The sequence below is a fragment of the Clostridium sp. Cult3 genome (assembly GCF_021655115.1).
Classification (GTDB): domain Bacteria; phylum Bacillota; class Clostridia; order Tissierellales; family Tepidimicrobiaceae; genus PPXY01.
On sequence record NZ_PPXY01000019.1, the window covers coordinates 1 to 22,301 of the forward strand.

Below are 22,301 nucleotides of genomic sequence, written 5' to 3' on the forward strand. Positions count from 1 at the left end.
GTATCCGACTAAGGAGAAAAAATCGCTTGGCTGCGTATTTTAGCGATAGCGATCTTCGCAGCCATTTTTTCTCCGTGTCGTGATACTTCACGAATCTTGTATTGGAGGTGGCGTTCTTCCCCAAATATGTCGGGACTGGGCACATAAGTACGACACCTAATACTACTAATCTTCATCTTCAGTATATCATTAACCTACCATAGTATCAATCAAAATTAACCATTTACTCTTCCTATATCCCCACTTATCCAATGTCATCTGTCAAATGCCCTATTTTTAAGGGTCAAAAAAGGGTGATTTTTCACCGATTTTTGACCCAAATTTCGCCCTCAAGCCACTATATGTTGTGGTCAAGTCTTATTATTTCTCCTCCGAACCACAATACGTCATCAGAATTATACTCTCAACGTGAGGCGTTCTCGGGAACATATCCATTAGCTTCACCTTATCTATTCCATATCCCCTATCCATAAACACCTTCAAATCCCTAACCAATGTAACAGGATTACAGGATACATATACAAAGGTTTTAGGAGCAAAATCGATTATTTTATTTATTGCCTTAGGATTAATCCCATCCCTTGGTGGATCTATTATTATTAGATCAGGGATCTCTTTTAGATTATCCACCTCTTTTAAAACATCTCCTGCAATAAACTCCACATTGTCAAGACCATTTAGCTTGGCATTCTCCCAAGCCATATCTACAGCTTCTTCAACGATTTCTATCCCTATCACCTTTTTAGAAACTGGTGATAATATCTGAGCTATGGTGCCTGTGCCAGAGTATAAGTCGAATACTACATTATTCTTTTCATCTCCAACAAATTCCCTCACTATAGAATACAATTTTTCAGCACCAAAGGTATTGGTTTGAAAAAAAGAGAAGGGGGATATCTTAAACTTCAAGCCTAATATTTCCTCTATTACATAATCCCTACCATAGATTAGATTTAGCTCATCTACTTTAATAGCATCGGCTAAACTATCATTTTTAGTACAGAATATACCTACGATATTCCCTTGAATATCTTCACTCCCAAGGAGCAAATCCTTAAATTCCTCTATATCTATCTCCCCTTGAGAACTAGTTACTAAGTTTATCAATATTTCTCCTGTTGATAAGGCTTTCCGAATTACCAAATGCCTCAATACCCCGGTATGACTTTTTTTGTTATAGTGAGGTATACCTTTTTCTCTAAAATAATTTAGCACTTCCTTAAGTATGACTACAAAATCCTCATCTACAATATTACATCCTGTAACTTCAACAATTTCATAAAATTTTCCCCTTTTATGAAGCCCTAGGGATAAAGGTCCTCCCTTCTCTACATCTCCGAAGGTGTATTCCATTTTATTTCTATATCCTTCTATACGGGGGCTTCCTTCTATTCCTAAATAGTTAAAATCCTTTATATCTTCCCCCTCAAATAATGCAAACACCAAGCTTTCCTTAAATTTTAATTCTTCTTCATAGGTGAGCCTTTGATAGGTACAACCTCCACAGCTCCCAAAATGAGGACAACCTATTTCCCTTTCCATAGGGGATTTATCCAATACCTCAAGTATTTTCCCCTCTATATAATCCCTCTTCTTCCTACCTAAGAGAACCTTAACCCTTTGGCCCTTTATGCCACCTTTACATATGATTCTCTTACCTTCAAATTCTCCTACAGATTTATTTGGAAAGATATTATCTTTAATTTCCATTTCAATTATTTTCTTTTTTCTTGCCATATACTCAACTCCTTTCAAATTATTATACCAGTATTTGTGGGAAAAAATAAATAAAATTTAAACTACCATCTTAGTTTTTTAAAACCATTTAATTTAAAGTTTTAAACTATTTATTTGATATAATGAAACTATAGTAATCAAGTTCATCAGACTCAAGAAAGGGTTGATTAAATGTATGACATTTCCCGAAAGGAAGTAGTCTTTGAAAGAGGCAATGATAATACCCTGTATTTTAATAGTCCCTTTTCCTCTGGAGACAAATATGTAGATAGAGGGAAGGCTCTATTATATGAAGGTCAGGGAAAGGAAGGTATAGTTTTCGTCCATGGATTAGGCAGTAGAAATTTCTATTATCTAAAATACTATCCAGAAAATCTAGTTAAACATGGCTATACCATAATAATGCCAGTACTACCCTACCATTTTGAAAGGATGCCAAAGGATGAGAAGATAGATTTTCTATCTGGTACTGCTGTGGATATTGAAAATAGATTCTATCAATCCGTAGCTGATATACTAGCTTGTGTTGATTACCTAGAAAATAGGGGTATGGAGAAAATACATATAATAGGCTTTAGCTTTGGAGGTATGATAGGCACCATAGCAAAGGCTCTAGATAATAGATTAGATAAGGGTATATTTATAGTTTCTGGTGGAAACTTTTTATACATCACATGGAAAAGCGTTGCTACTAAGGTCCTTAGGGTGCGCTACGAAGACGAGGATAGCTGTAGTATAGAAAGATGCCATAGGCTACATGAGAATTTTGATGATGTAGTGAAGGATTTTACTAAATTAGAAGAACTGAAAGATCTACCAAGCTGCTTTAGATATGATCCATCCCTATTTGCCAAGATGATTAATCCAGAAAATATTTTAATGATAAATGCAGCTTTTGATCCCTTTATACCTAGAAAAGCTTCTAAAGATCTGTGGAACAAGATGGGAAGGCCTAAAAGATATATACTACCTTCAGGCCATTTGACCTCCCATCTGTGGTTTAAAAGGTTTATATTTAAAAAAACCATAGGATTTTTAAAATACCAGTAAAGATGTATTTATGCCATATCCAACTGATAATTCCTCGCTTGAGAGGTAAATAGTTTATAGTATAGAGTATCCTTTTTCTCCATTAGATTAGCATGGCTATCATAATCTGCTACCTTTCCATCCTCTATAAGTAAAATCCTATCACAGAATACGCTACTAGACATGCGATGGGAAATATATATGGCAGTCTTGTTTTCTACCATGGTATTAAAGTGCTCATATATTTCCGCTTCTGCTAATGGGTCTAATGCAGATGTAGGTTCATCTAGTATGATCAAAGGAGCGTCTTTATACAATGCCCTTGCTACGGCTATTTTTTGACTTTCACCACCAGAAAGCTCTATGCCTTCATTATCATAGGATTTTCCTATAAGGGAATTTAGACCATTGGGTAAAGAATTGATTTTTTCTTCTAAACCTACTTCTTCTATTAATTCCATTATGCTTTCATCTTCGCTATATTCTTCACAAGTAATATTCTCTCCAACGGTAAAAGCAAAAAGTTTATAATCCTGAAATATTACAGCTATTTTTTCCATATAGGATTGGTATTCATAATCATATATATTGTATCCATTTACAAGGATCTCTCCAGAATTAGGTTCATAAAGGCGGCACAATAATTTAATCAATGTAGTTTTACCTGCACCATTTAATCCTACTATGGAAATCTTCTCTCCTCCCTTGATATCAAAGGAAATATCTTTCAATACATATTTATCACTACCTGGATATTTAAAGGAGATATTTTTAAAAGAAATAGAATGAATTTCATCTTCCATTTCTAATTTTCCACCATGTTCTCTAGCTTCAGGTAAAGACACAAATTCCATAAATGGATCTAAATATTCCAACATTTGAAAGGTCATGGTTATATTTTCACCTAATTTTGTAGTGGTTTGAGAAAAATTAATTGCTGCATTTACATACATAGTAAAGGAACCTATACTAATTTTTGATCCAAATTTCTCGCTAATAACCCTAAGGCCTACATATCCATAGGCTAGACTTGCTTGTAATACATTAATTATATTATACAAACCTTGAGTTTTTCCAAATCTATTGTAAAATATTTGGAGTTCATCTATTAATTCCTGATTATAATCTATTACCCTTTGAGTTAGCATTGGAGCCATATTATAAAGTCTAATATCCTTTTGAGGTTTATCTTGCCAGCTGAGGCCTAGATAATAGCCATATTTTCTATTAATAGGAATTAGGGATTGGAAAAATTCTTGTTGGTATTTAGCAAAAGTACTATATACCCAAAGATTTAAGCCAATGGTTATTAGCAAAAGTACTACCAATGCCCAAGACAATGAAAATAGTATGGCAATTAAACTAAATATGGTAATTAAATCCCTTATAGTATTGGTAATGCCTACAATTATATTTTCCAATGAATTTTGATTATTAATGGCAAAAACTGCTCTTTCCTTTAAATCTAAATAATAAGGGTTTTCTAAATAGGAAAATTCCACATTCATAATTTTATTAGCCATAATTTGACTCATTTTTTCTTCTAATTTCATTCGACCCATGGTTAGATGCTTTTTCATAAGATTTTCTATAAATTTAAAAATTACATTGGAGATAATTATAGAAGTACCTAAAATTAAAAGAAATTGAGGATCCTTATTTCCCAATAATTCATCTATTAAATATTTAGGTAGTACAATATTTACTATGATTCTAGCACTTTCTAATATGGCATTTACAAATAGTAAAATGATATATCCAGGGGATGCCTCCCAAAAAAGGCTTAAAAATGATTTTAGTTTTTTAAGCTGTTTCAACTGCTTCGCCTCCTTCTTGATAGTATTTACCTTGAATAGTAAACATTTTATGATATTCACCCTGTTTTTTCATTAATTCATCATGTGTACCATATTCTATTAAACCAGTTTTATCAAATAGTGCTATGGCATCACAAAACTTGGTGCTAGATAGACGATGGGAAATATATATGGATGTTTTATTTTCCACTAATTCACTAAAGTCCTTATATATTTCTGCTTCAGCCAGTGCATCTAGAGCAGAGGTAGGTTCATCCATTATTACCATATTTCCATTTTTATAAAGTGCCCTTGCTATGGCCAGCTTTTGGCTTTCTCCACCAGATAATTCTGTTCCATTTTCATCTATGATTTTAAGCATCATTTGATCTAGACCTTTAGGGAAGGAATCTACTTTTTTCTTTAGACCAACTTTATCTAAAACCTTATAAACCCTATCCTTGTCTATATTTTCAGAAGTACAGGCTACATTTTCTGCCAAAGTATAGGCTAAAATATTAATATCTTGAAATACTACAGAAAACATGGAGTAAAGTTCTTTTTTATTGAAATCTTTAATGGGAATACCATTTATTAATATTTCACCTTCGTCTACATCATATAATCCTGTCATAAGTTTCACTAAAGTAGATTTTCCAGCTCCATTTAAACCTACAATGGCTAGTTTTTGACCTTTAGGAATTTTAAGATTTAAGTTTTTAAATATATAATTATCTGTCTTAGGATATTTAAAGCTTACATTTTTAAATTCAATTTCCAATGTATCGTTTTCTATAGCCTTTTTTTCTCCACCAATTTCACCTAAATCAGTATCTATAAATTCGAAGAAATCATGGACATAAAGGGTTTCTCTATGGATAAATGACATATTATCTACTAGTGTATTTAATAAAAAGGAAAGTTGAAGTATTAGTGCTAAATACATGGAGAAATCTGCAATACTCATGCCATTAACTACTTTCCAGATTAATATGCCATATAGTGCAGCTTGATTTATTAATAGTGTAAATAATCCTAAAAATCCTAGTGCAAATTCTTTTTGTTTAATTAAATAGTTTAAGTCTATATATTTTTGAATTTCCTTATTATAATTTTCTAAGACTCTGTTTTTTAAATTATATAATCGTATTTCTTTTCCGAAGCTAAAATCATGAGTAGTTTGATAATAATATCTTTTTCTTCTATGTTGTCGGGATAATTCATTTTTCATGCTATATTCATATTGGCTTACTTTTCTTTGAATCCATAGATTAGTAAATAGATTTAATAATAAAGATAATAAAATCCAAATACTAACTCTACCAATCCAAAGAGAAAATAATATAGAGGTTAGAAATATTGCAGGTGTAGTGAATAGTTTGTGATAAACCCCTTCCACACCATTATTATTACTACTAGTGGCTTCTAAAGCTCTATCGTAAGTTTCATAAAAGCTAGCATCCTCCACATATTTATAATCCATTTCCACCATTTTTTGAAATTGATCTGCTAAATAATTTATTCTTAAGGCCGTGATTTTTGTATCACAAGACATTTCTATATAGCTTTTAATAAATCCTACTATACTGCTAAGGACAAAGAAACTTAAAATTATATAGAGAATATTTTCTAAACTAGCCATACTTCCTAAACTTAATTCTTCTATTAAAAGCTTTGGTAGAAAAATTGAGAAAAATGGGTATATGGTAGCTGTTAAGGTGTAGATGAAAAAGTAAAAATACAGTTTAGGATTTTGAATACTTACATTTTTAATGAGCCTATTCATGGTTTTATGAAATGGATATTTGATTTTTGTTTCCATAATCACTACTCCTTTCTTTTCCTTCACCTATGGATACAATATCTAGAGCTAGAGATCTTAATTTTTCCCCATTGATTTCATAATAAATTCTTTTACTTTTTTCCACATCCATGGTGATGGAAATTAATTCTCTTTTAATTAAGATATCTATATGGTGGGAAATAGTTGCTGGAGTTAAATTTAATTTCTCTGCTAATTGTTGAGTATACATGGGTTCTTTTGCTAAGCTATACATAATATTTAATCTAGTACTATCCCCTAATCCCTTTAAATCTGAAACTAAAGCTTCCTCATGGGAACTATATTTTTCCTTTAATTCTTTAAGGGGAAAGAAGTAAATCCCAACGGAATGACTGAGAATCTCTCCATTGAAATTAGCCGATAATTGATTAAAGGCAAAAATACTTACACTAATATTAGTTTTTTCTACATCAATTGGTTTTGAGGAGAAAAACTCCCACAATATAGAATTCAAATCTTCCATTTCCTTTAATGTCTTTAAAGCATTATTAAAATCATTAGATATAATAGGGTAGTGGGCTTTTAATATAGGTATAGTTCTATCCATAAATTCCTGAAGTTCCATCATAAATTCATACCGGTTTTCATATAGGGAAATAAGCTGTAATTTTTCTTCCGCTGATTTTTCTACATTATCTAATAGTTCTATAAGATGAGATAGGGACTGGATTTCTGCATCATCTTCTAAATCTACAAAAGATTCTCGAAGTATTTCTAGTATTGCATTTTCTACAATTTTTGACTTATCCTCATTAGATAAGAGTTCACTATGTTTTTCAATTTCCATTTGCTTAATAAAGCGAACTAACTCTAAATGATCTTGTTCATCATTTTTATTCAATCTAAATGCAATTTCTAGTTTTAAATATTCGTTGTAAATAGGTAATATTTCTTTTTTTAATGTTTTTTTGTAATCGCAATAAGACTTAAAGAAATCCTTCATTTCCTCTTCAGTTTTCCCAAAAGAATTATGGTTTTCAATTACCTCTTTTTCACTTTCCATTTTAATTTCCAACAGTAAATTTATCACTTCCAATGGCCAAATAGGACAGTCATCTATGTTATATCCTCTAGTCATGAAATCACCTCTTCTATTTTATAATTTTATTATATATTTATATTAGATAGTTGTCAAATATGTTTTACTCTTACCTATATTGTTAGATTATTATATGTGACAAACGGCTTATTCATAATAATTTTGATAATATTAGTTAATCTAAGGAAATTATAATATAATGGATTTGAAACTAAAAAATTAAAGGAGGTAGCTTTTATGATAAATGAGGAAAGATTACTTAATAGATTTTTAAATTATGTCCAAATAGATAGCCCTACAAAGGAGGAACGAGAATTTGCAGAATACCTAAAAAAAGAAATGGAGTCCATTGGACTTGATGTAATAATGGATGATGCTGGCAAAAAAGCCGATAGCAATTCTGGTAATTTAATTGGTAAATTAAAAGGGAATACTTCGGGAGAGACTATCCTATTTAGTGCCCATATGGATACCGTTTCCCCTGGTATAGGAATCAAACCTCAAATTAGAGATGGCATAATATACAGCGATGGAACTACTATATTAGGTGGAGATGATAAGGCAGGTATAGCTGCTATAATGGAAGCATTGGAAACCATTAAAGAAAATTCCATTCCCCATGGAGATATAGAGGTGGTCTTTACCATTCATGAAGAGGGGGGCCTTTATGGTGCTAAAAATTTAGACTATAGCAATCTAGATGCAAAATTAGGATTTGTATTTGATAGTGGTGGAGAACCAGGGGAAATCATAGTTCAAGGTCCTGCTCAAAATAAGATTAATGTGAAGTTTATAGGAAAAGAAGCCCATGCTGGAGTAGCTCCAGAAGAAGGTATTAGTGCTATACAGATGGCTAGTTACGCTATAAACAATATGAATTTACTCAGAATTGATGAAAAAACCACAGCCAATATCGGCATCATATCAGGAGGTAAGGCTACAAATATAGTTACTAAAGAAGTGATAATAGAAGCTGAAGCTAGGAGTTTGGAAGACAAAAAGTTAGAAAAACAAACGGAACATATGGTAAAATGCTGCAAAGATGCAGCAGAAAAGTTTGGTGGAAAAGTAGAGATTGAGGTAGAAAACGCCTATGGTGCTTTTAAGGTGGATACAAAACATAAGGTTGTTAAGATGGTCAAAAAAGCCTGTGAAAACCTAGGCCTAAAACCCTATACTACAACCTCTGGTGGAGGTAGCGATACAAATATATTAAATGCCAATGAAATAACAGCGGTAAATCTAGGCATAGGAGAAAAAAATCCCCACACTTTAGAAGAACACCTCCATATAAAGGATTTGGAAAATGCAGCAAGACTTGCTTTGGAGATAATTAAGGTTTTTGGATAGCTAATACCCTATTTACAATCTCTTTCCAATCCTATAAACTATACTCAAATACATAATTCGAGGTGATTAAATGAAGGATTTCAATATTATGCTAGACGAATACGCAAAGCTTTGCGTAGAAGTAGGAATCAACCTGCAAAAAGGTCAACCATTGGTTATTAATGCTCCTGTAGAAGGGGCGGATTTTGTAAGATTGGTAGCTAAACATGCCTATGCACTTGGGGCAAAAGAAGTTCATGTCAACTGGAATGATGAAGCTTTAATTAAGATGAAATATGAAAATGCACCTATGGAAGTATTTGAAAACTTCCCTAAATGGTATGCTGATGGTTTAGAGGAATATGCTGAAGAGGGAGCAGGATTCTTGTCCATCTATTCTCAGGATCCAGAATTACTAAAGGAAATTGATCCTAAGAAAATTGCAGCCAACAACAGGGCATCATCTATGGCATTAAAAGATTTTAGAAAGTATACCATGAATGATCTAAACGCTTGGTGTGTAGTGTCTATTCCTACTCAAGGTTGGGCTAATAGAGTTTTCCCTGAGGTTTCAGATGAAGAGGCTATGAAAAAACTATGGCAAGCTATCTTCATGGCTACTCGCATGGATTTAGAAGATCCTATCAAAGCTTGGGAAGAGCATCTGAAAAATTTAGAAGAAAAAGTTAATTTCCTAAACGAAAAGAAGTTTAAAAAGCTACACTATAAATCCTCTAATGGTACGGATCTAGAAGTGGAATTACCTGAAGGCCATATATGGGCTGGCGGTGGAGGCAAAAACTCTAAGGACGTTTTTTTCGTAGCCAATATGCCAACAGAAGAAGTATTCACCATGCCGTTAAAGACTGGTGTCAATGGGATAGTCCACAGTACGAAACCGCTAAATTACGGCGGAAATCTAATAGATAATTTTAAATTGACTTTTGAAAATGGGAAAGTAGTAGATTTTGAAGCAAAACAAGGCTATGAAGTATTAAAAGACCTGTTTTCCTTAGATGAAGGTGCTAAACATTTAGGAGAGGTAGCTTTGGTTCCATATGATTCTCCTATATCTAATTCCAATATAATATTTTTAAACACTTTATTTGACGAAAATGCTTCCTGTCATTTTGCCTTTGGTAAAGCTTATCCAACCAATATTGAAGGTGGAGAAAATATGACGGATGAGGAATTAGAAAAAGCAGGAGTCAACGATTCCTTAACCCATGTAGACTTTATGGTAGGCTCTAAAGATTTGTCCATAGTTGGAGAGACTAAGGATGGAAAAAGAATTCAAATATTTGAAAATGGAAACTGGGCATTTTAGACAATAAGGGAGCCAATTGGCTCCCTTATCAATTAAACCCTTCAGTCCTCTTTAAAGCCGTATATAATACAACAGAAGTTATCGCCCCTAGTAATCCCTGCATAATATTCCCTGGAATAGATGCTATGGCCGCCTTACCGTACATAAATATCTCTGGCACAAAATATCCAAAGGCCATGAATACCCCTGCTATAGATGTAGCTATTAGAGGCCTTCTTTGCCCTATTTTAGTTTCCAACAGACTAGCTGCAATAAACCCTTCTAGTCCTTTTACTATAAATGTAATTGGCACATAGTGAGTATATCCTGTTAGCAAGTCTGCCATGGCTGAACCAAAGCCTCCTACTATAAATCCGCCTTTCTTCCCTAATATAAGAGCAGCTAAAAATACCACCATATCCCCTAAGTTTAAATATCCTTCCGTACCAACAGTAGGTATTTGTATAACCATAGTCATTACCGTAGTCAGTGCTATAAGCATAGCGTACCTTACTAATGCCTTTAAGTTATCATTTTTCATTATAATAACCTCCTCCTATAATATGTATGGGTACAGTTTGAAGTTTTGTATTGATTGTATCCATTTATATAGTAACACTTCAGGTACACTTAATCAATGGTTTTTACATTAAAATATAAATAGGCAGGAAATTATACATAATAATCTCCTGCCTAAATCAATATTGTTAAATATTATATGGTATCTTTACCTACTTCTCCTGGTTTATAGGATTCCATAGAATAGCTTTTTTCTAAATCCCTCAATTCTTTTTCTTCTACAATATTATCTAGTTTTTTAAATGCCTTCCTTATCAAAAATATTGAAAAAGTCCCAGAAATAAAGTCTGCTATTGGATAGGACATCCAAACTCCCAAAGCTCCCTTGTGAAGTACCTTTACCAATATCAAAGATATAGGTAACATTACTATTATCTGTCTAAATATAGATAATACAAAAGAAGATCGCGCTTTCCCAATGGACTGATAATAATATATAGATACATAATATATACTTAATATTGGAAATACCGCTATCATAACCCTAAAAGCCTGAGCTGATGCTGATATTAATTCTGGTTCCTTTACAAATAAAGAAATAGCTTCCTCAGCAAAGAACATACCACATAACCACAAAGTTGCTGATGTAATAAAGGCGAATATAATAGTTTCCTTGACCACCTTTTTAAGCCTTTTATAGTTTTTGGCTCCTAAATTATATGCAGCTATAGGTTGCATTGCTGAACTAATACCAAGCATAGTTATAAACATAAACATAGATAGTTTAGAAATAACCCCTAATATAATTACCCCCGTATCTCCTACATGATTTAATAGTAGATTATTCAAAATGGCCAAAAGTATACCATCCTCAGCCTCAACAATGAATGCAGAAAAACCTACAGTTATTATGCCCATCAATACTTCTTTTTTTAGTTTAAAACCTAAAGAAAGATCCAAGGTTTTCTTAACGCCTCTAAACTTATAAGAAGCATATATAAAACCTATAAACTGGGAAACCACTGTTGCTATTGCCGCTCCCTTTACTCCATAAGATAATTTAAATACTAATATATAATCTATAATAATATTTAGAATAGCTCCTAAGGAAGTACTAGCTAGTGTTACCCTTCTATTTCCTAAAGACATCATTATATAACCCATTACAGTCGTCATACATATGAATAGGCTGCCAAATATAACAATAGACAAATATTCATGAGCATAAGGGAGTATATTCTCACTAGCTCCTAGCATGGTTAATATATTGTCTCTAAATATATATACCAATATAATTAAAGGTATCATAATAATAAATACTAATGTAATTCCGCTTTTAATAACATCCCTGATACCTTCGTAATCCCTCTCTCCATTTCTTCTAGCTACAAAGGTAGACGACCCTATAGCCAGCATCATACTAATGGCTGCTACTATCCTCTGAATGGGAAACACCACTACTAGGGCTCCTATGGCATTTCCCCCTATTACTCTCCCCACAAACATGGTATCTACCATATTATACAGTTCGTTTACCAGTAGTGCTATTACAGCTGGTATAGAGAACTTGAACAATAATTTTCCTACGTTCTCCTTCTCGAACATTTTTTCGTTTATTCCCATAAAAAAACCTCCTGTATTTGCTACACATATTATATGGTAACATTTTTAGAAGTTTTTTTCATTTACTGTATTATCCATTGTGGGGTACTAACTTAAGTTTTACATAAAATGTTTTTTTTCAAAAGCTTAACAAAGAACTTTAAATATCATTGTTTTGTACTTTCTCAAAGGTATATAAAACTGCACCACTGTCTTTAATATCACTTACTAAATTATATACTGTACTCTTTTTTCCATAATAAAAAGTAATCTCTGGATGAACATTTTTCTTTAGTAATTCCAATTCCTCTCCATGAAGCCTCGTAGGATTACCTAAGTGAATCCACTTGTCATATATAGAACCAAACCTTTTATTTAATTCATATTTGGTTATCCTATAGTCTTCATTCATATTCAAAATATTGATAGACACCTTTATTGTGCTTCTTTTTTCAAGCCGCTTTTCCTTATATAGATTGGCCTCTTCTATATTCGATGGAGTATATAATAGTATTTGAAAATCCTCTCCTTTTCTAGTTACCAAATATCCTTCTCCTCTATATAAAATATCTTTGCCTAGTTTTGACAAAAACAAGTAAGCATAATAAGAAGGTTTTTTTAAATCATTAGACGTTATTAATCCCTGCCCACCAATAAATGTATCATTAGTAAGAACTGTCTCCTCGCACACCCTGTCTTTTACATTTAAAACTAGATTTATGTTGCTATCTATGTAGTTGTTAAATATATAAGAGGCCATACTAAGTTCATCATACAACTTACAAGTATCTGGCTTAATCAACTTCAATTCCAATTGTCGACTTATGCTCATTATATCCCCTAAAATCCATCCTTCTACCTCTGATGCTCCAAATATGTGGGAAAAATATTCTGTAAAGCCTTTTACTATCTCTTCATCTACATTGTTCGTTAGTATTATCGGTATTATTTCTACCTCTTTTAAAAACATTAGCAGACCTTCTACTTTATTCCAGTTTATAAAACCAGATTCTTTAGCGCCCGATATGCCCATATCTATGGAGAATAGATCCTTTAATATTCCATACTCAAATCCTATTTCCATTTGAACTTCCTTTAATATTCTTTTATTGTTCTCTTCTAATAACAAACTAGCTTCTCCTAGATCTACAGTATTTGGCCTAGTAAAGTATTCCTTAACCTCTTTATCAAAATCCAACTCAAGTTTTGTTATTTTGTCATCATAATTATATCTTTCATAGTCTTCTAAATATTGGGTTAAATAGGGTAAAGCTTTTACTAAGTCAATATAGGTTATTCTTTTCATCTTTTCTAGGGTTTCGTCATCTACCTTGTTTTTATTTCTATATTGAACCGGCGTGCATTTATAATTAAGTTTGAAATGTTTATTGTAATATCTAACATGAGAGAAGCCTACTTCATTGGCAATTTCTGATATGCTTTTGTCCGTATCCAATAATAACTTTGTAGATTCCTGTACTCTAATGAGATTTAAAAAATCATTAAAATTCCTGCCAAAGGTACTTTTAATCTTATAAGACAGATATTGAGTTGTTAAAAATTCTTGCTTCGCTAAATCCTGTAGGCTTACCTTATACATATAATTGTTACTAATATATTTAACTATTCTATGGTATCTTTCTAGTTGAACATCGTCTTCCCTTAAACTTTCCTCTTCATAAAAAAGATAATGGAAGTTGTTTAGCAAGTGATACATCATTTCAAGTAATTGCTCTTCTATTACATCTTCGTAATCATGATGTTTGCTTACTATTTCATAAAACAAAATTGCCAAATATCTTCTAAATACGTAATACTTCTCTCCCTCCTGAATCCCATCAATATCCGAATTAGTGTAAAAAAACACATCCTTTGCATCATCATAGTACTTTTCAAAAAAATTAGGATCTATATTAAATACTAATACCAAATTATCATCATCATTACTTTTTATGCCATGGACTTCATTAGTATTGATGATTTCTATTTCCTTTTCTTTTACCGTATATATACCGGTTTCTATACGCAATTCTATAGTGCCCCTTAGCACAAATAATATTTCAATGGCATCATGCCAATGAATAGGATATTCCATTATATTTACTAGATATATATTTATAGGCAAATCTTTTATATATTTGATGTATTGTTTCCTCATCTATAGCTTCCTTTCAAATTTTATATCTTATATAAATTTAGCCCATTTAATGGGCTAAAAGATTCCTTTATCATTGAGATACTCTTTATATTCAATATCGGTCTTCAATATATGATTTTCTATCCAATTTGCAATAAATATAATTAAATCCATTCCTACTTTTTTCTGTTTTTCATCTACACTTTCCTCATCTATAGACTGAACCTTTGCTATAAATGCATCGTGTTGTTTTTTGTGTTTAAGATATTCAGGATATCCATTTTGTTTCATTAAGTTTTCTTCATATTCAAAATGATAAACAGCATAATCCCTCAAACTATATAATGCATCTATTGTCTCATCATATCTATCCATTCCATCCTTTATAGATACGATATCATAGAGGGAGTTTCCTATTTTAAATAGCTCTTGATGTTGCTCATCTATAGTTTTTATGTTTACACTAAAATTCTCTTTCCATTTAAACATAAACAATACCTCCTACAAATATATGGATATATATATGGTATAATTATATCATAGTAAAAAAGAAAATATATTTGATAAGAGTCTAGATTAGTCTAGACTCTCTATTTTTTTATTTGCTCTCTATGATGTAATCCGACCAATTCGGACACAGGAATGGTAAAAATAATACCTGTCCCTGGTTCTTTAAGTCTACCTGCTTCAATTATGGTATCGTATATTGATCTATATTTGTCCTCTTCACTCAGTATTATAATTATCTCCTTTGAAGCCTCAATATATATGTTAAAAAATTTTAACGCCTCTGATTGTCCAGTACCCCTACCATAGATAATAGTGGCCCCTTTAGCTCCTACTTTTTTGGCTTTATTTACAATCTTATCCGCTCTTCCTCTTTCAACAATAGCAATTATACATTTTACTTCGTCCATATATATCCCTCCTTATATCTTTGTTAGTATACCTAAAGTTAACACCGATATTACAGCTCCAATGGAGGTAAGCCCTACTATGCCAAAACCAGACAGCAATGGGTCTGCACTTTCTATGATCTTTGTTAGACCTATTGCCAAAGCCATGTTTAAGGGAATATTTACAGGGCCTGTTGTAGCACTAGCTGAATCCATAGCAATAGATACAAACTCCTCTGGTGCTAAAAAGGTTAACACCAGTATTGCTAAAAGTAAAGGCACTATAATCTTAATATAGGATATTCCATTTAGTATCTTATATATGCCTATACCCATTCCAGCACCAAATCCAATAGCAACCGCATGGATTAATACCCTATGAGGTATAGCACCAATAGATATCTCCTCTACTTCTAAGGCTAGTGCCTTTAAAGCAGGTTCCACAAGAGTACCAAAATAACCTATTATGAAGGCTATTATTACTATTAACCATTTTCTTTCTAATACTACCAAGTTTTGACCAACTGAATCTCCCAAAGGAAAAAGGCTCATGGAAACACCCTTTAGGAAAAAGTGAAGTCCAAACACGCTTAATAAAAAACCTATGACAAACTCCTTAATATTTTCGATAGGCTTTCTCAATACAACCAGTTGAAAAAAAACGAGTATTGCTGTTAAGGGAAATATACTTCTCACAGTTTCCCACAGAGCACCTAAGTTTTCCAATCCTCTCATATCCTATCGTCCTCCTCATACATTTAGTCTATACAATATAGGCAATACTTTAATTATACTATAGAAATAGTAGATATAAAAGGATTAACTGGTTTTACCATGATTAAGAACCAACTTTATGAAAAAAAAGCAAATATTTATTTATTTATGATTAACTGATATACATTTGGGTAAAAGTAAGTGATAAAATAATCTTATATAGGACTTTTAGCAAGAAGGAGGTTATTAATATGGAGAAAGAAAAGTACATTCCAGAGGTAAAATCCCAGCTGAGATCTAGAATAATAGAGGTTCCTCCTGTAATATATAGGGCTAGTGGAATTAAAGTATTAGGTACTAGAATAAAGTCTTTATTGTTTTCTACGGATGTGGCTATAATTAAAAATACAAATGCAAATTCTATTATTGCAGTATATCCTTTTACTCCACAGTTATCTATAACACAAGCCATATTAGAAGTAGCCCCAGTACCAGTTTTTGCTGGTGTAGGAGGAGGACTTACCACTGGCAAAAGATCCATCGATATTGCTCTTCAAGCAGAGCTGATGGGAGCCTATGGCGTTGTAGTAAATGCCCCTACTTCAACAGATGTAATAAGCAAGATGTATAATAGAATTGACATCCCTATTATTGCTACAGTTGTATCTGAATGTGATGATTATAAAGGGAAACTAGATGCAGGAGCTCGAATATTGAATATATCTGGTGGTCCTAAAACTGCTGCAATCGTAAGGAGAATTCGTAATGAATATGGAAGAGAACTTCCAATAATTGCAACTGGTGGTCCTACAGATGAAAGTATTTTAAAGACCATAGAGGCAGGAGCTAATTCTATCACCTATACACCACCTTCCTCTGCAGATATATTTGCTGGGGTTATGGATAAGTACAGAGATGATAAGGAAAACAAATAAAGCCCAAAATTTGGGCTTTATTCTGTCTCTCGACTATAAACCTATATTATTGCATCTAAGGCCATCCTTAAATCTTCTATGATGTCTTCTGCATCCTCTAATCCTATGGATAATCTAACCAATCCATCAGATATACCGCAAGCCTCTCTTTCCTCCGGCATATATGGGGAATGGGTCATAGAAGCAGGATGTTGGATTAAGGTTTCTGCATCACCTAAGCTTACTGCCAAGGTGCATAGCTTAACTGTATTCATTATCTTTATACCCTCTTCCAATCCCCCCTTTATTTCAAAGGAGATCATTGCGCCAGGTAATTTCATCTGCTTTTTTGCTAATTCATATTGAGAAAAATTTCTAAGTCCAGGATAATATACCTTATCTACAGCTGGATGGGATTCCAAAAATTCCGCCACCTTGGAAGCGTTTTCACAGTGCCTATCCATTCTAAGCTCTAAAGTTTTCAATCCTCTGTTGATTAAGAATGCATCAAAGGGGCTTAATACTGATCCTGTCATATCCTTTATCCCTACAAATCTAACATTATCAACAAAATCCTTCTTACCACATACAAATCCAGCTATTACATCACCATGCCCATTTAAATATTTGGTAGCTGAGTGGACTACTACATCCGCTCCTAATTCCAGTGGCCTTTGAAGATAGGGAGTAGAAAAAGTGTTGTCCACCACTACTAGACAATTCTCTTTTTCATGGGCTATTTTAGAAATAGCTTTAATATCCGATATATCTAAGGTAGGATTAGCTGGAGTTTCTAGATATACTATTTTTGTATTATCCTTCATGGCTTTTCTAACATTTTCCGGATCCCTAGTGTCTACAAAGGTTACTTCTACTCCAAACTTTGGTAGACCATGATTTAAATATGCAAAAGTACACCCATATAAGGTGTGAGCTGCTACTACATGATCCCCTGCTTGTAAAATAGTCCAAAGGCAAGAAGTTATAGCCCCCATCCCCGAACCCATGGATACACAAGCTTCAGCATTTTCCAGTAAAGCTAATTTCTCTTCTACTTGAGTATTGGTTGGATTGCCAAGGCGAGTATACACGTATCCTGCCTCTTCCCCCGCAAATCTCCTTCCCCCTTGTTCCGCAGAATCAAATACAAAAGTTGATGTTTGATAAATTGGTGTAGCTAAAGCCCCTACTTCATTTTTTACATATCCTCCATGAATTGCCTTTGTACTAAATCCCATGTTCTTCATGCTTATCCCTCCTAATAAATTTAAGTGTGCTATTTTGATTTGATTTTTTCAAAAAAGCCCACTTAGTTTCTGTGGTTATAATAGATATTAATATGGCTATACAGCCTATTAAAAACCTTAAAGTAAAGGGTTCTTTTAAAAAAACAAAAGATAACAATCCCCCAAATACAGCTTCTAAGCTTAGTATTATGGCGGCGTGTGTTGAGGATGTATATTTTTGGGCTATATTTTGAACTAGAAAAGCTATTAAGGTGCTAAATATACTTAGATATAATATAGGAAAAATAGCATCCTTAGAAATATTTTCTGCTTTAGCCTCAAAAATAAGTGTAAATATAATGGACAATATTCCGGCTACTAGCATTTGAAGTATGGATAGGATTACAGGATCATGTTCTTTGGCAAAATACCCAATAGCCGATATATGAAGTGCAAAAAATATAGCACATATAAAGGTTAGAAATTCACCATATCCAAATCTTAAATTGCTTTCAAAACTTAATACCCCTATACCAACAAAACAGAGCAAGGCTGCTAACACTTCATATGCATCCGGTTTCTTTTTGCTAATACCCCAATATATAAATGGTACCATCACCACATTGGTTGCTGTTATGAAAGCTTGTTTCCCTGCTGTAGTATATTTTAATCCTACGGTTTGGGTGGCAAATCCCCCAAATAAAAATATACCTATTAAAAAACCTGCCTTTAAATCTTCAATTTTTACTTTTCTAAACCTTTTAAAAAATACCAATGCCATTATTACAAAGGAGATCATAAATCTATAAGCCAATAAATAATAAGGGGTAATGTGGTCTAGGGCATTCTTTGTAACTACAAATCCACTTCCCCAAATAATAGCAACTACCAACAATGAAATATCTGCAAATAAGCTTCTTTTGTTTTCCATCCCTTACCTCCTGATTCTTACTTCTATATCCATTATAATATAATTTTGACCAACTTTACTACCTATTTCAGTAACCTTTTTATTTTCATCAAATATAATGGTATTACCAAATAGAATATAGGTGATTTTATGTATAAAAACTTGGTTTGTGGAACAAATACCTTAATTCCATTAGCAAATGGGATTAAAGTTCCATGTATAAATTTTGATAATGCCGCCACTACTCCCCCCTTTACCTCAGTAATAAAGGAAATCAATAGTTTTTCCCCCTACTATTCTTCCGTTCACAGAGGTGCTGGGTATAAATCAATCCTCTCTTCCCAACTTTATGAAAAGGCAAGGGAGGATGTATTAAACTTTGTTAAAGGCGATAGTAAATATCATACAGTAATATTTGTTAAAAATACAACAGAGGCAATTAATAAACTTTCCTATAGGCTTATAGATGAAATAGGAGATGGCATAGTCCTCTCCACCTACATGGAACATCATTCTAATGATCTGCCTTGGAGATATAAATATAAAGTAGACTATGTCCAAGTAGATAATAAAGGCAGATTATCTCTAGATCATTTGGAACATCTTCTAAAAAAACATAAGGGAAAAGTCAAACTATTAGCAGTAACTGGTGCCTCTAATGTAACAGGGTACTTAAATCCAATACATAAAATAGCAAAACTAGCCCATAGATATGGTAGCAAAATTCTAGTCGATGGTGCCCAATTAGTACCCCATCATCCAGTAGATATGAAATCTGTTGAGCATCCTGAGCATATAGATTATCTTGTCTTTTCTGGTCACAAAATGTATGCTCCCTTTGGTACAGGGGTTTTAATTGGACCTAAAGATACTTTTAGGGAAGGTTATTCTGATCATATTGGAGGAGGTACAGTCAAATTAGTAACACCAAAGGATGTGCTATGGGAAGAGCCTCCACAAAAAGAGGAAGCAGGAACTCCTAATCTTTTGGGAGTAGTAGCTTTAGTACAGAGTATAAAAACATTAAAAGGACTTGGAATGGAAAAAATAGCCTGTTACGAAAAGGAGTTAACTAAATATACCCTTGAAAGGTTGAAGAACATACCTTATATAACCTTATACGACGATATGGATATTGAAAACAAGGTATCTATTATATCCTTAAATATAGATGGACTATATCATGGAGCTGTAGCCTCCATCCTATCCTTAGAAGGTGGCATCGCTGTAAGAAATGGCTGTTTTTGTGCACAACCTTATATACAAAAACTGCTAAATATCTCTCTAGAGGATATGGAAAAGTATAAACAGGATGAAAGTCTATTAAGACCAGGCACTGTTAGAATAAGCTTCGGTCTATATAATAATTATCAGGAAATAAATATTTTGATAGCATTGTTAAACCAGATAGCATACAATAGAAAAAAATATGATTTAAAGTATAAAACTCTCCTTTCTACTTAAAATAGTGGAAAGGAGGTTTTGTTGTGAAGAAAAAGATGAATATATTAATGTTTAGTGGTGAATATGACAAAGCTTTAGCAGCTTTAATCCTAGCTAATTCCGCTTTAGCCATGGAAATGGATGTAACCATGTTCTTTGCATTTTGGGGGTTATTATTGATAAAGGATCCAAATAATATGGATGAGGAAGATAAAACTGCCTATGAAAAGATGTTTGCTAGTATGACGCCTAGAAATATAGAAGATCTTCCACTATCAAAGATGAACTTTGCAGGTATTGGGAAAAAGATGCTAGTCGAGATGATGGAAGAAAACCAAACTCCTACATTAGAAGATTTTCTAAAAGGTGCTCTTAATAAGGGAGCATCTATTAAAGCCTGTAAATTATCCTGTGAAGTTATGGGCTTTAAAGAAGATGAGTTAATTGAAGAGGTGAAGATAGTTACTGCAGAAGAATATTTAAGAGATGCATTGGAATCAAATATCCAATTGTTTATTTAATGAAAGGGAGTTTCTATAACTCCCTTTTCTAATAGTTAGAACTCCCTCGTTCTATAAATTTTTTCGGATATCTTCATAGACATATAGAACATGATCAAAGAAAGTATTAGCACATATATATTTATCCTATTAATATCTATATCAATTATTTTTTCCAAATAGCCTATATTGTTTAATCCCTCCATCAATTTACTTAAAACCGATGGCCCTATTACCATCAGTATCCACAACATGGTATTAAAACTCCTTAGACCTTCCCCCACTTTAAAATAAATTGGATAGTATATGGAATAGAATATCAGGGATATATTAGTAACAAAGATAGCATTCCATATACTCGCACCTTTCCCAGTGCTAGCAATTCCTAATTTCAAAATAATATTGGTAAATATCAACACGGTACCACAACTTATTACAATAAATAGTATTAACGCCATGTATTTTGCTCTAACAATATTTTTCCTATCCATTGGGAGACTATTAAGTATTATTTCACTCTTATACTTATCATCGTATCCATTTGTATATATAACAGTAATAAATATAAGTATAATCATCCCAAAAACGTATAGGAGAGTTGACATTAAAGGATCAGGCATTGTAAGCCCCATAGCCGCAATAAACAGTCCATATATTACTGCAAATATATTGATCTTTCTCGACAATATAAAATCCTTTTTTATTAAATTAAACATCCTACCCCTCCCCTATAGATCCCTATTCTTATATAGTTTCATGGATAGAAATAGGGAGATTATATACATTGCTGCGGAAACATATATCATACCTTTTCCCCTAATAAATCCTATACGGCTTACTAAAGATTTATCTCCCACCGAACCCAAATTTGCCATACCAATGAAAAAAGTAAAAAATACTATCATATGGATTATCTGTGCTATCTTAGGGTCAAATATAAAATACGCTGGATAGACTATAGATGTTAAAATCATAATAATAGGTATAGCCTTGATTATCATCTCCAGATTAAAATAATCCACAGGTTTTATTCCTATTGCATTAATTATCCACAAATAAATCCCAACATACACAATCGTGATGGCCAAATACACAAAACTAGATAAATACTTATAAAAAACCATCTCTTCCCTATTTATCGGCAATGAATGAATAATATATTTAGCCTTACCATTAATATCATGAGAAAAAGATAATATGGAAAGAATATAAGTATAGGCTACTATTATTGCAAGGTAAAGCCATTTTAAATCGTAGGATTCTATTATCAGTAGTAAAAATGGTATATAAAATATTATAAAAAATCTATCTCGCTTGTTTGACCACAATAGCATTAAATCCCTCTTAATAATCCCTAGCAT

General features: G+C 32.7%; 20 protein-coding genes. 6 read left to right on the plus strand and 14 right to left on the minus strand.

Going from position 1 to position 22,301, the window contains the following annotated elements; genetic code table 11:
* Positions 1-360: 360 nt before the first annotated feature.
* Positions 361-1,737: a 23S rRNA (uracil(1939)-C(5))-methyltransferase RlmD gene (gene rlmD, locus C3E88_RS04140; protein ID WP_236908900.1), complete on the minus strand. Its 1,377-nt coding sequence runs from the start codon at positions 1,735-1,737 to the stop codon at positions 361-363.
* Positions 1,738-1,908: 171 nt separating this feature from the next.
* Between rlmD and C3E88_RS04145 the strand changes: the two genes are divergently transcribed.
* Positions 1,909-2,787 (plus strand): alpha/beta fold hydrolase, encoded by an 879-nt coding sequence (locus C3E88_RS04145; RefSeq protein ID WP_236908901.1) that lies wholly within the window; start codon positions 1,909-1,911, stop codon positions 2,785-2,787.
* 8 nt (positions 2,788-2,795) lie between these two features.
* Here the strand turns inward: C3E88_RS04145 and C3E88_RS04150 are convergent, their stop codons facing one another.
* Genes C3E88_RS04150 through C3E88_RS04160 form a run of 3 tightly spaced genes read right to left on the minus strand, consistent with a single transcriptional unit; the run spans position 2,796 to position 7,483 of the window.
* On the minus strand, positions 2,796-4,583 hold the full coding sequence (locus tag C3E88_RS04150) for an ABC transporter ATP-binding protein (protein WP_236908902.1): 1,788 nt from the start codon (positions 4,581-4,583) through the stop codon (positions 2,796-2,798).
* Positions 4,570-6,384, minus strand: coding sequence for an ABC transporter ATP-binding protein (locus C3E88_RS04155; RefSeq protein ID WP_236908903.1), 1,815 nt, complete (start codon positions 6,382-6,384; stop codon positions 4,570-4,572). Before C3E88_RS04155 ends, C3E88_RS04150 begins: the two co-directional genes overlap by 14 nt.
* On the minus strand, positions 6,353-7,483 hold the full coding sequence (locus C3E88_RS04160; protein WP_236908904.1) for an ArsR/SmtB family transcription factor: 1,131 nt from the start codon (positions 7,481-7,483) through the stop codon (positions 6,353-6,355). Before C3E88_RS04160 ends, C3E88_RS04155 begins: the two co-directional genes overlap by 32 nt.
* Positions 7,484-7,681: 198 nt before the next feature.
* Here C3E88_RS04160 and C3E88_RS04165 point away from each other — a divergent pair, with 198 nt between their 5' ends.
* Positions 7,682-8,794, plus strand: a complete 1,113-nt coding sequence (locus C3E88_RS04165) for a M20/M25/M40 family metallo-hydrolase (RefSeq protein ID WP_236908905.1) — start codon at positions 7,682-7,684, stop codon at positions 8,792-8,794.
* Between the two features lie 70 nt (positions 8,795-8,864).
* A complete protein-coding gene (locus tag C3E88_RS04170; protein WP_236908906.1) occupies positions 8,865-10,100 on the plus strand; it encodes an aminopeptidase in 1,236 nt (411 codons plus the stop codon).
* 28 nt (positions 10,101-10,128) lie between these two features.
* Here the strand turns inward: C3E88_RS04170 and C3E88_RS04175 are convergent, their stop codons facing one another.
* The 6 genes from C3E88_RS04175 to C3E88_RS04200 form a co-directional block, all read right to left on the minus strand.
* A complete protein-coding gene (locus C3E88_RS04175; RefSeq protein WP_236908907.1) occupies positions 10,129-10,620 on the minus strand; it encodes an ECF transporter S component in 492 nt (163 codons plus the stop codon).
* Between the two features lie 173 nt (positions 10,621-10,793).
* Complete coding sequence (locus tag C3E88_RS04180; RefSeq protein WP_236908908.1) at positions 10,794-12,221, minus strand: MATE family efflux transporter; 1,428 nt, start codon at positions 12,219-12,221, stop codon at positions 10,794-10,796.
* 139 nt (positions 12,222-12,360) lie between these two features.
* Positions 12,361-14,358, minus strand: coding sequence for a helix-turn-helix domain-containing protein (locus tag C3E88_RS04185; protein WP_236908909.1), 1,998 nt, complete (start codon positions 14,356-14,358; stop codon positions 12,361-12,363).
* Positions 14,359-14,412: 54 nt separating this feature from the next.
* The gene (locus C3E88_RS04190; protein WP_236908910.1) at positions 14,413-14,826 is read right to left on the minus strand and encodes a bacteriohemerythrin; all 414 of its coding nucleotides are present in this window, start codon (positions 14,824-14,826) and stop codon (positions 14,413-14,415) included.
* Positions 14,827-14,927: 101 nt separating this feature from the next.
* Complete coding sequence (locus C3E88_RS04195; protein ID WP_236908911.1) at positions 14,928-15,254, minus strand: P-II family nitrogen regulator; 327 nt, start codon at positions 15,252-15,254, stop codon at positions 14,928-14,930.
* Between the two features lie 12 nt (positions 15,255-15,266).
* Entirely contained in the window at positions 15,267-15,968 is a 702-nt protein-coding gene (locus tag C3E88_RS04200) for a DUF1538 domain-containing protein (RefSeq protein WP_236908912.1), read from the minus strand.
* Between the two features lie 224 nt (positions 15,969-16,192).
* Here C3E88_RS04200 and C3E88_RS04205 point away from each other — a divergent pair, with 224 nt between their 5' ends.
* A complete protein-coding gene (locus C3E88_RS04205; RefSeq protein WP_442870633.1) occupies positions 16,193-16,882 on the plus strand; it encodes a hydrolase in 690 nt (229 codons plus the stop codon).
* Positions 16,883-16,923: 41 nt separating this feature from the next.
* Here the strand turns inward: C3E88_RS04205 and megL are convergent, their stop codons facing one another.
* On the minus strand, positions 16,924-18,108 hold the full coding sequence (gene megL, locus C3E88_RS04210; RefSeq protein WP_236908914.1) for a methionine gamma-lyase: 1,185 nt from the start codon (positions 18,106-18,108) through the stop codon (positions 16,924-16,926).
* Positions 18,089-19,018 (minus strand): DMT family transporter, encoded by a 930-nt coding sequence (locus tag C3E88_RS04215; protein WP_236908915.1) that lies wholly within the window; start codon positions 19,016-19,018, stop codon positions 18,089-18,091. The genes megL and C3E88_RS04215 overlap by 20 nt, the downstream gene beginning before the upstream one ends.
* 129 nt (positions 19,019-19,147) lie before the next feature.
* On the opposite strand from C3E88_RS04215, the gene C3E88_RS04220 reads away from it, so the two are divergent.
* Both C3E88_RS04220 and C3E88_RS04225 read left to right on the plus strand, forming a co-directional pair.
* Positions 19,148-20,461, plus strand: coding sequence for an aminotransferase class V-fold PLP-dependent enzyme (locus C3E88_RS04220; protein WP_236908916.1), 1,314 nt, complete (start codon positions 19,148-19,150; stop codon positions 20,459-20,461).
* Positions 20,462-20,484: 23 nt separating this feature from the next.
* Positions 20,485-20,961, plus strand: coding sequence for a DsrE/DsrF/DrsH-like family protein (locus C3E88_RS04225; protein ID WP_236908917.1), 477 nt, complete (start codon positions 20,485-20,487; stop codon positions 20,959-20,961).
* 35 nt (positions 20,962-20,996) lie between these two features.
* On the opposite strand, the gene C3E88_RS04230 is transcribed toward C3E88_RS04225, so the two are convergent.
* Together C3E88_RS04230 and C3E88_RS04235 are read right to left on the minus strand one after the other, a co-directional pair.
* The gene (locus tag C3E88_RS04230) at positions 20,997-21,656 is read right to left on the minus strand and encodes an ABC-2 transporter permease (protein ID WP_236908918.1); all 660 of its coding nucleotides are present in this window, start codon (positions 21,654-21,656) and stop codon (positions 20,997-20,999) included.
* 12 nt (positions 21,657-21,668) lie between these two features.
* Entirely contained in the window at positions 21,669-22,301 is a 633-nt protein-coding gene (locus C3E88_RS04235) for an ABC-2 transporter permease (protein WP_132028600.1), read from the minus strand.

Excerpts from the sequence above, each read along its gene's own strand:
- rlmD (WP_236908900.1), bottom strand. The coding sequence starts at position 1,737 with ATGGCAAGAAAAAAGAAAATAATTGAAATGGAAATTAAAGATAATATC.
- C3E88_RS04145 (WP_236908901.1), top strand. The coding sequence starts at position 1,909 with ATGTATGACATTTCCCGAAAGGAAGTAGTCTTTGAAAGAGGCAATGAT.
- C3E88_RS04155 (WP_236908903.1), bottom strand. The coding sequence starts at position 6,384 with ATGGAAACAAAAATCAAATATCCATTTCATAAAACCATGAATAGGCTC.
- C3E88_RS04160 (WP_236908904.1), bottom strand. The coding sequence starts at position 7,483 with ATGACTAGAGGATATAACATAGATGACTGTCCTATTTGGCCATTGGAA.
- C3E88_RS04165 (WP_236908905.1), top strand. The coding sequence starts at position 7,682 with ATGATAAATGAGGAAAGATTACTTAATAGATTTTTAAATTATGTCCAA.
- C3E88_RS04170 (WP_236908906.1), top strand. The coding sequence starts at position 8,865 with ATGAAGGATTTCAATATTATGCTAGACGAATACGCAAAGCTTTGCGTA.
- C3E88_RS04175 (WP_236908907.1), bottom strand. The coding sequence starts at position 10,620 with ATGAAAAATGATAACTTAAAGGCATTAGTAAGGTACGCTATGCTTATA.
- C3E88_RS04180 (WP_236908908.1), bottom strand. The coding sequence starts at position 12,221 with ATGGGAATAAACGAAAAAATGTTCGAGAAGGAGAACGTAGGAAAATTA.
- C3E88_RS04185 (WP_236908909.1), bottom strand. The coding sequence starts at position 14,358 with ATGAGGAAACAATACATCAAATATATAAAAGATTTGCCTATAAATATA.
- C3E88_RS04190 (WP_236908910.1), bottom strand. The coding sequence starts at position 14,826 with ATGTTTAAATGGAAAGAGAATTTTAGTGTAAACATAAAAACTATAGAT.
- C3E88_RS04195 (WP_236908911.1), bottom strand. The coding sequence starts at position 15,254 with ATGGACGAAGTAAAATGTATAATTGCTATTGTTGAAAGAGGAAGAGCG.
- C3E88_RS04200 (WP_236908912.1), bottom strand. The coding sequence starts at position 15,968 with ATGAGAGGATTGGAAAACTTAGGTGCTCTGTGGGAAACTGTGAGAAGT.
- megL (WP_236908914.1), bottom strand. The coding sequence starts at position 18,108 with ATGAAGAACATGGGATTTAGTACAAAGGCAATTCATGGAGGATATGTA.
- C3E88_RS04215 (WP_236908915.1), bottom strand. The coding sequence starts at position 19,018 with ATGGAAAACAAAAGAAGCTTATTTGCAGATATTTCATTGTTGGTAGTT.
- C3E88_RS04220 (WP_236908916.1), top strand. The coding sequence starts at position 19,148 with ATGTATAAAAACTTGGTTTGTGGAACAAATACCTTAATTCCATTAGCA.
- C3E88_RS04230 (WP_236908918.1), bottom strand. The coding sequence starts at position 21,656 with ATGTTTAATTTAATAAAAAAGGATTTTATATTGTCGAGAAAGATCAAT.
- C3E88_RS04235 (WP_132028600.1), bottom strand. The coding sequence starts at position 22,301 with ATGCTAGGGATTATTAAGAGGGATTTAATGCTATTGTGGTCAAACAAG.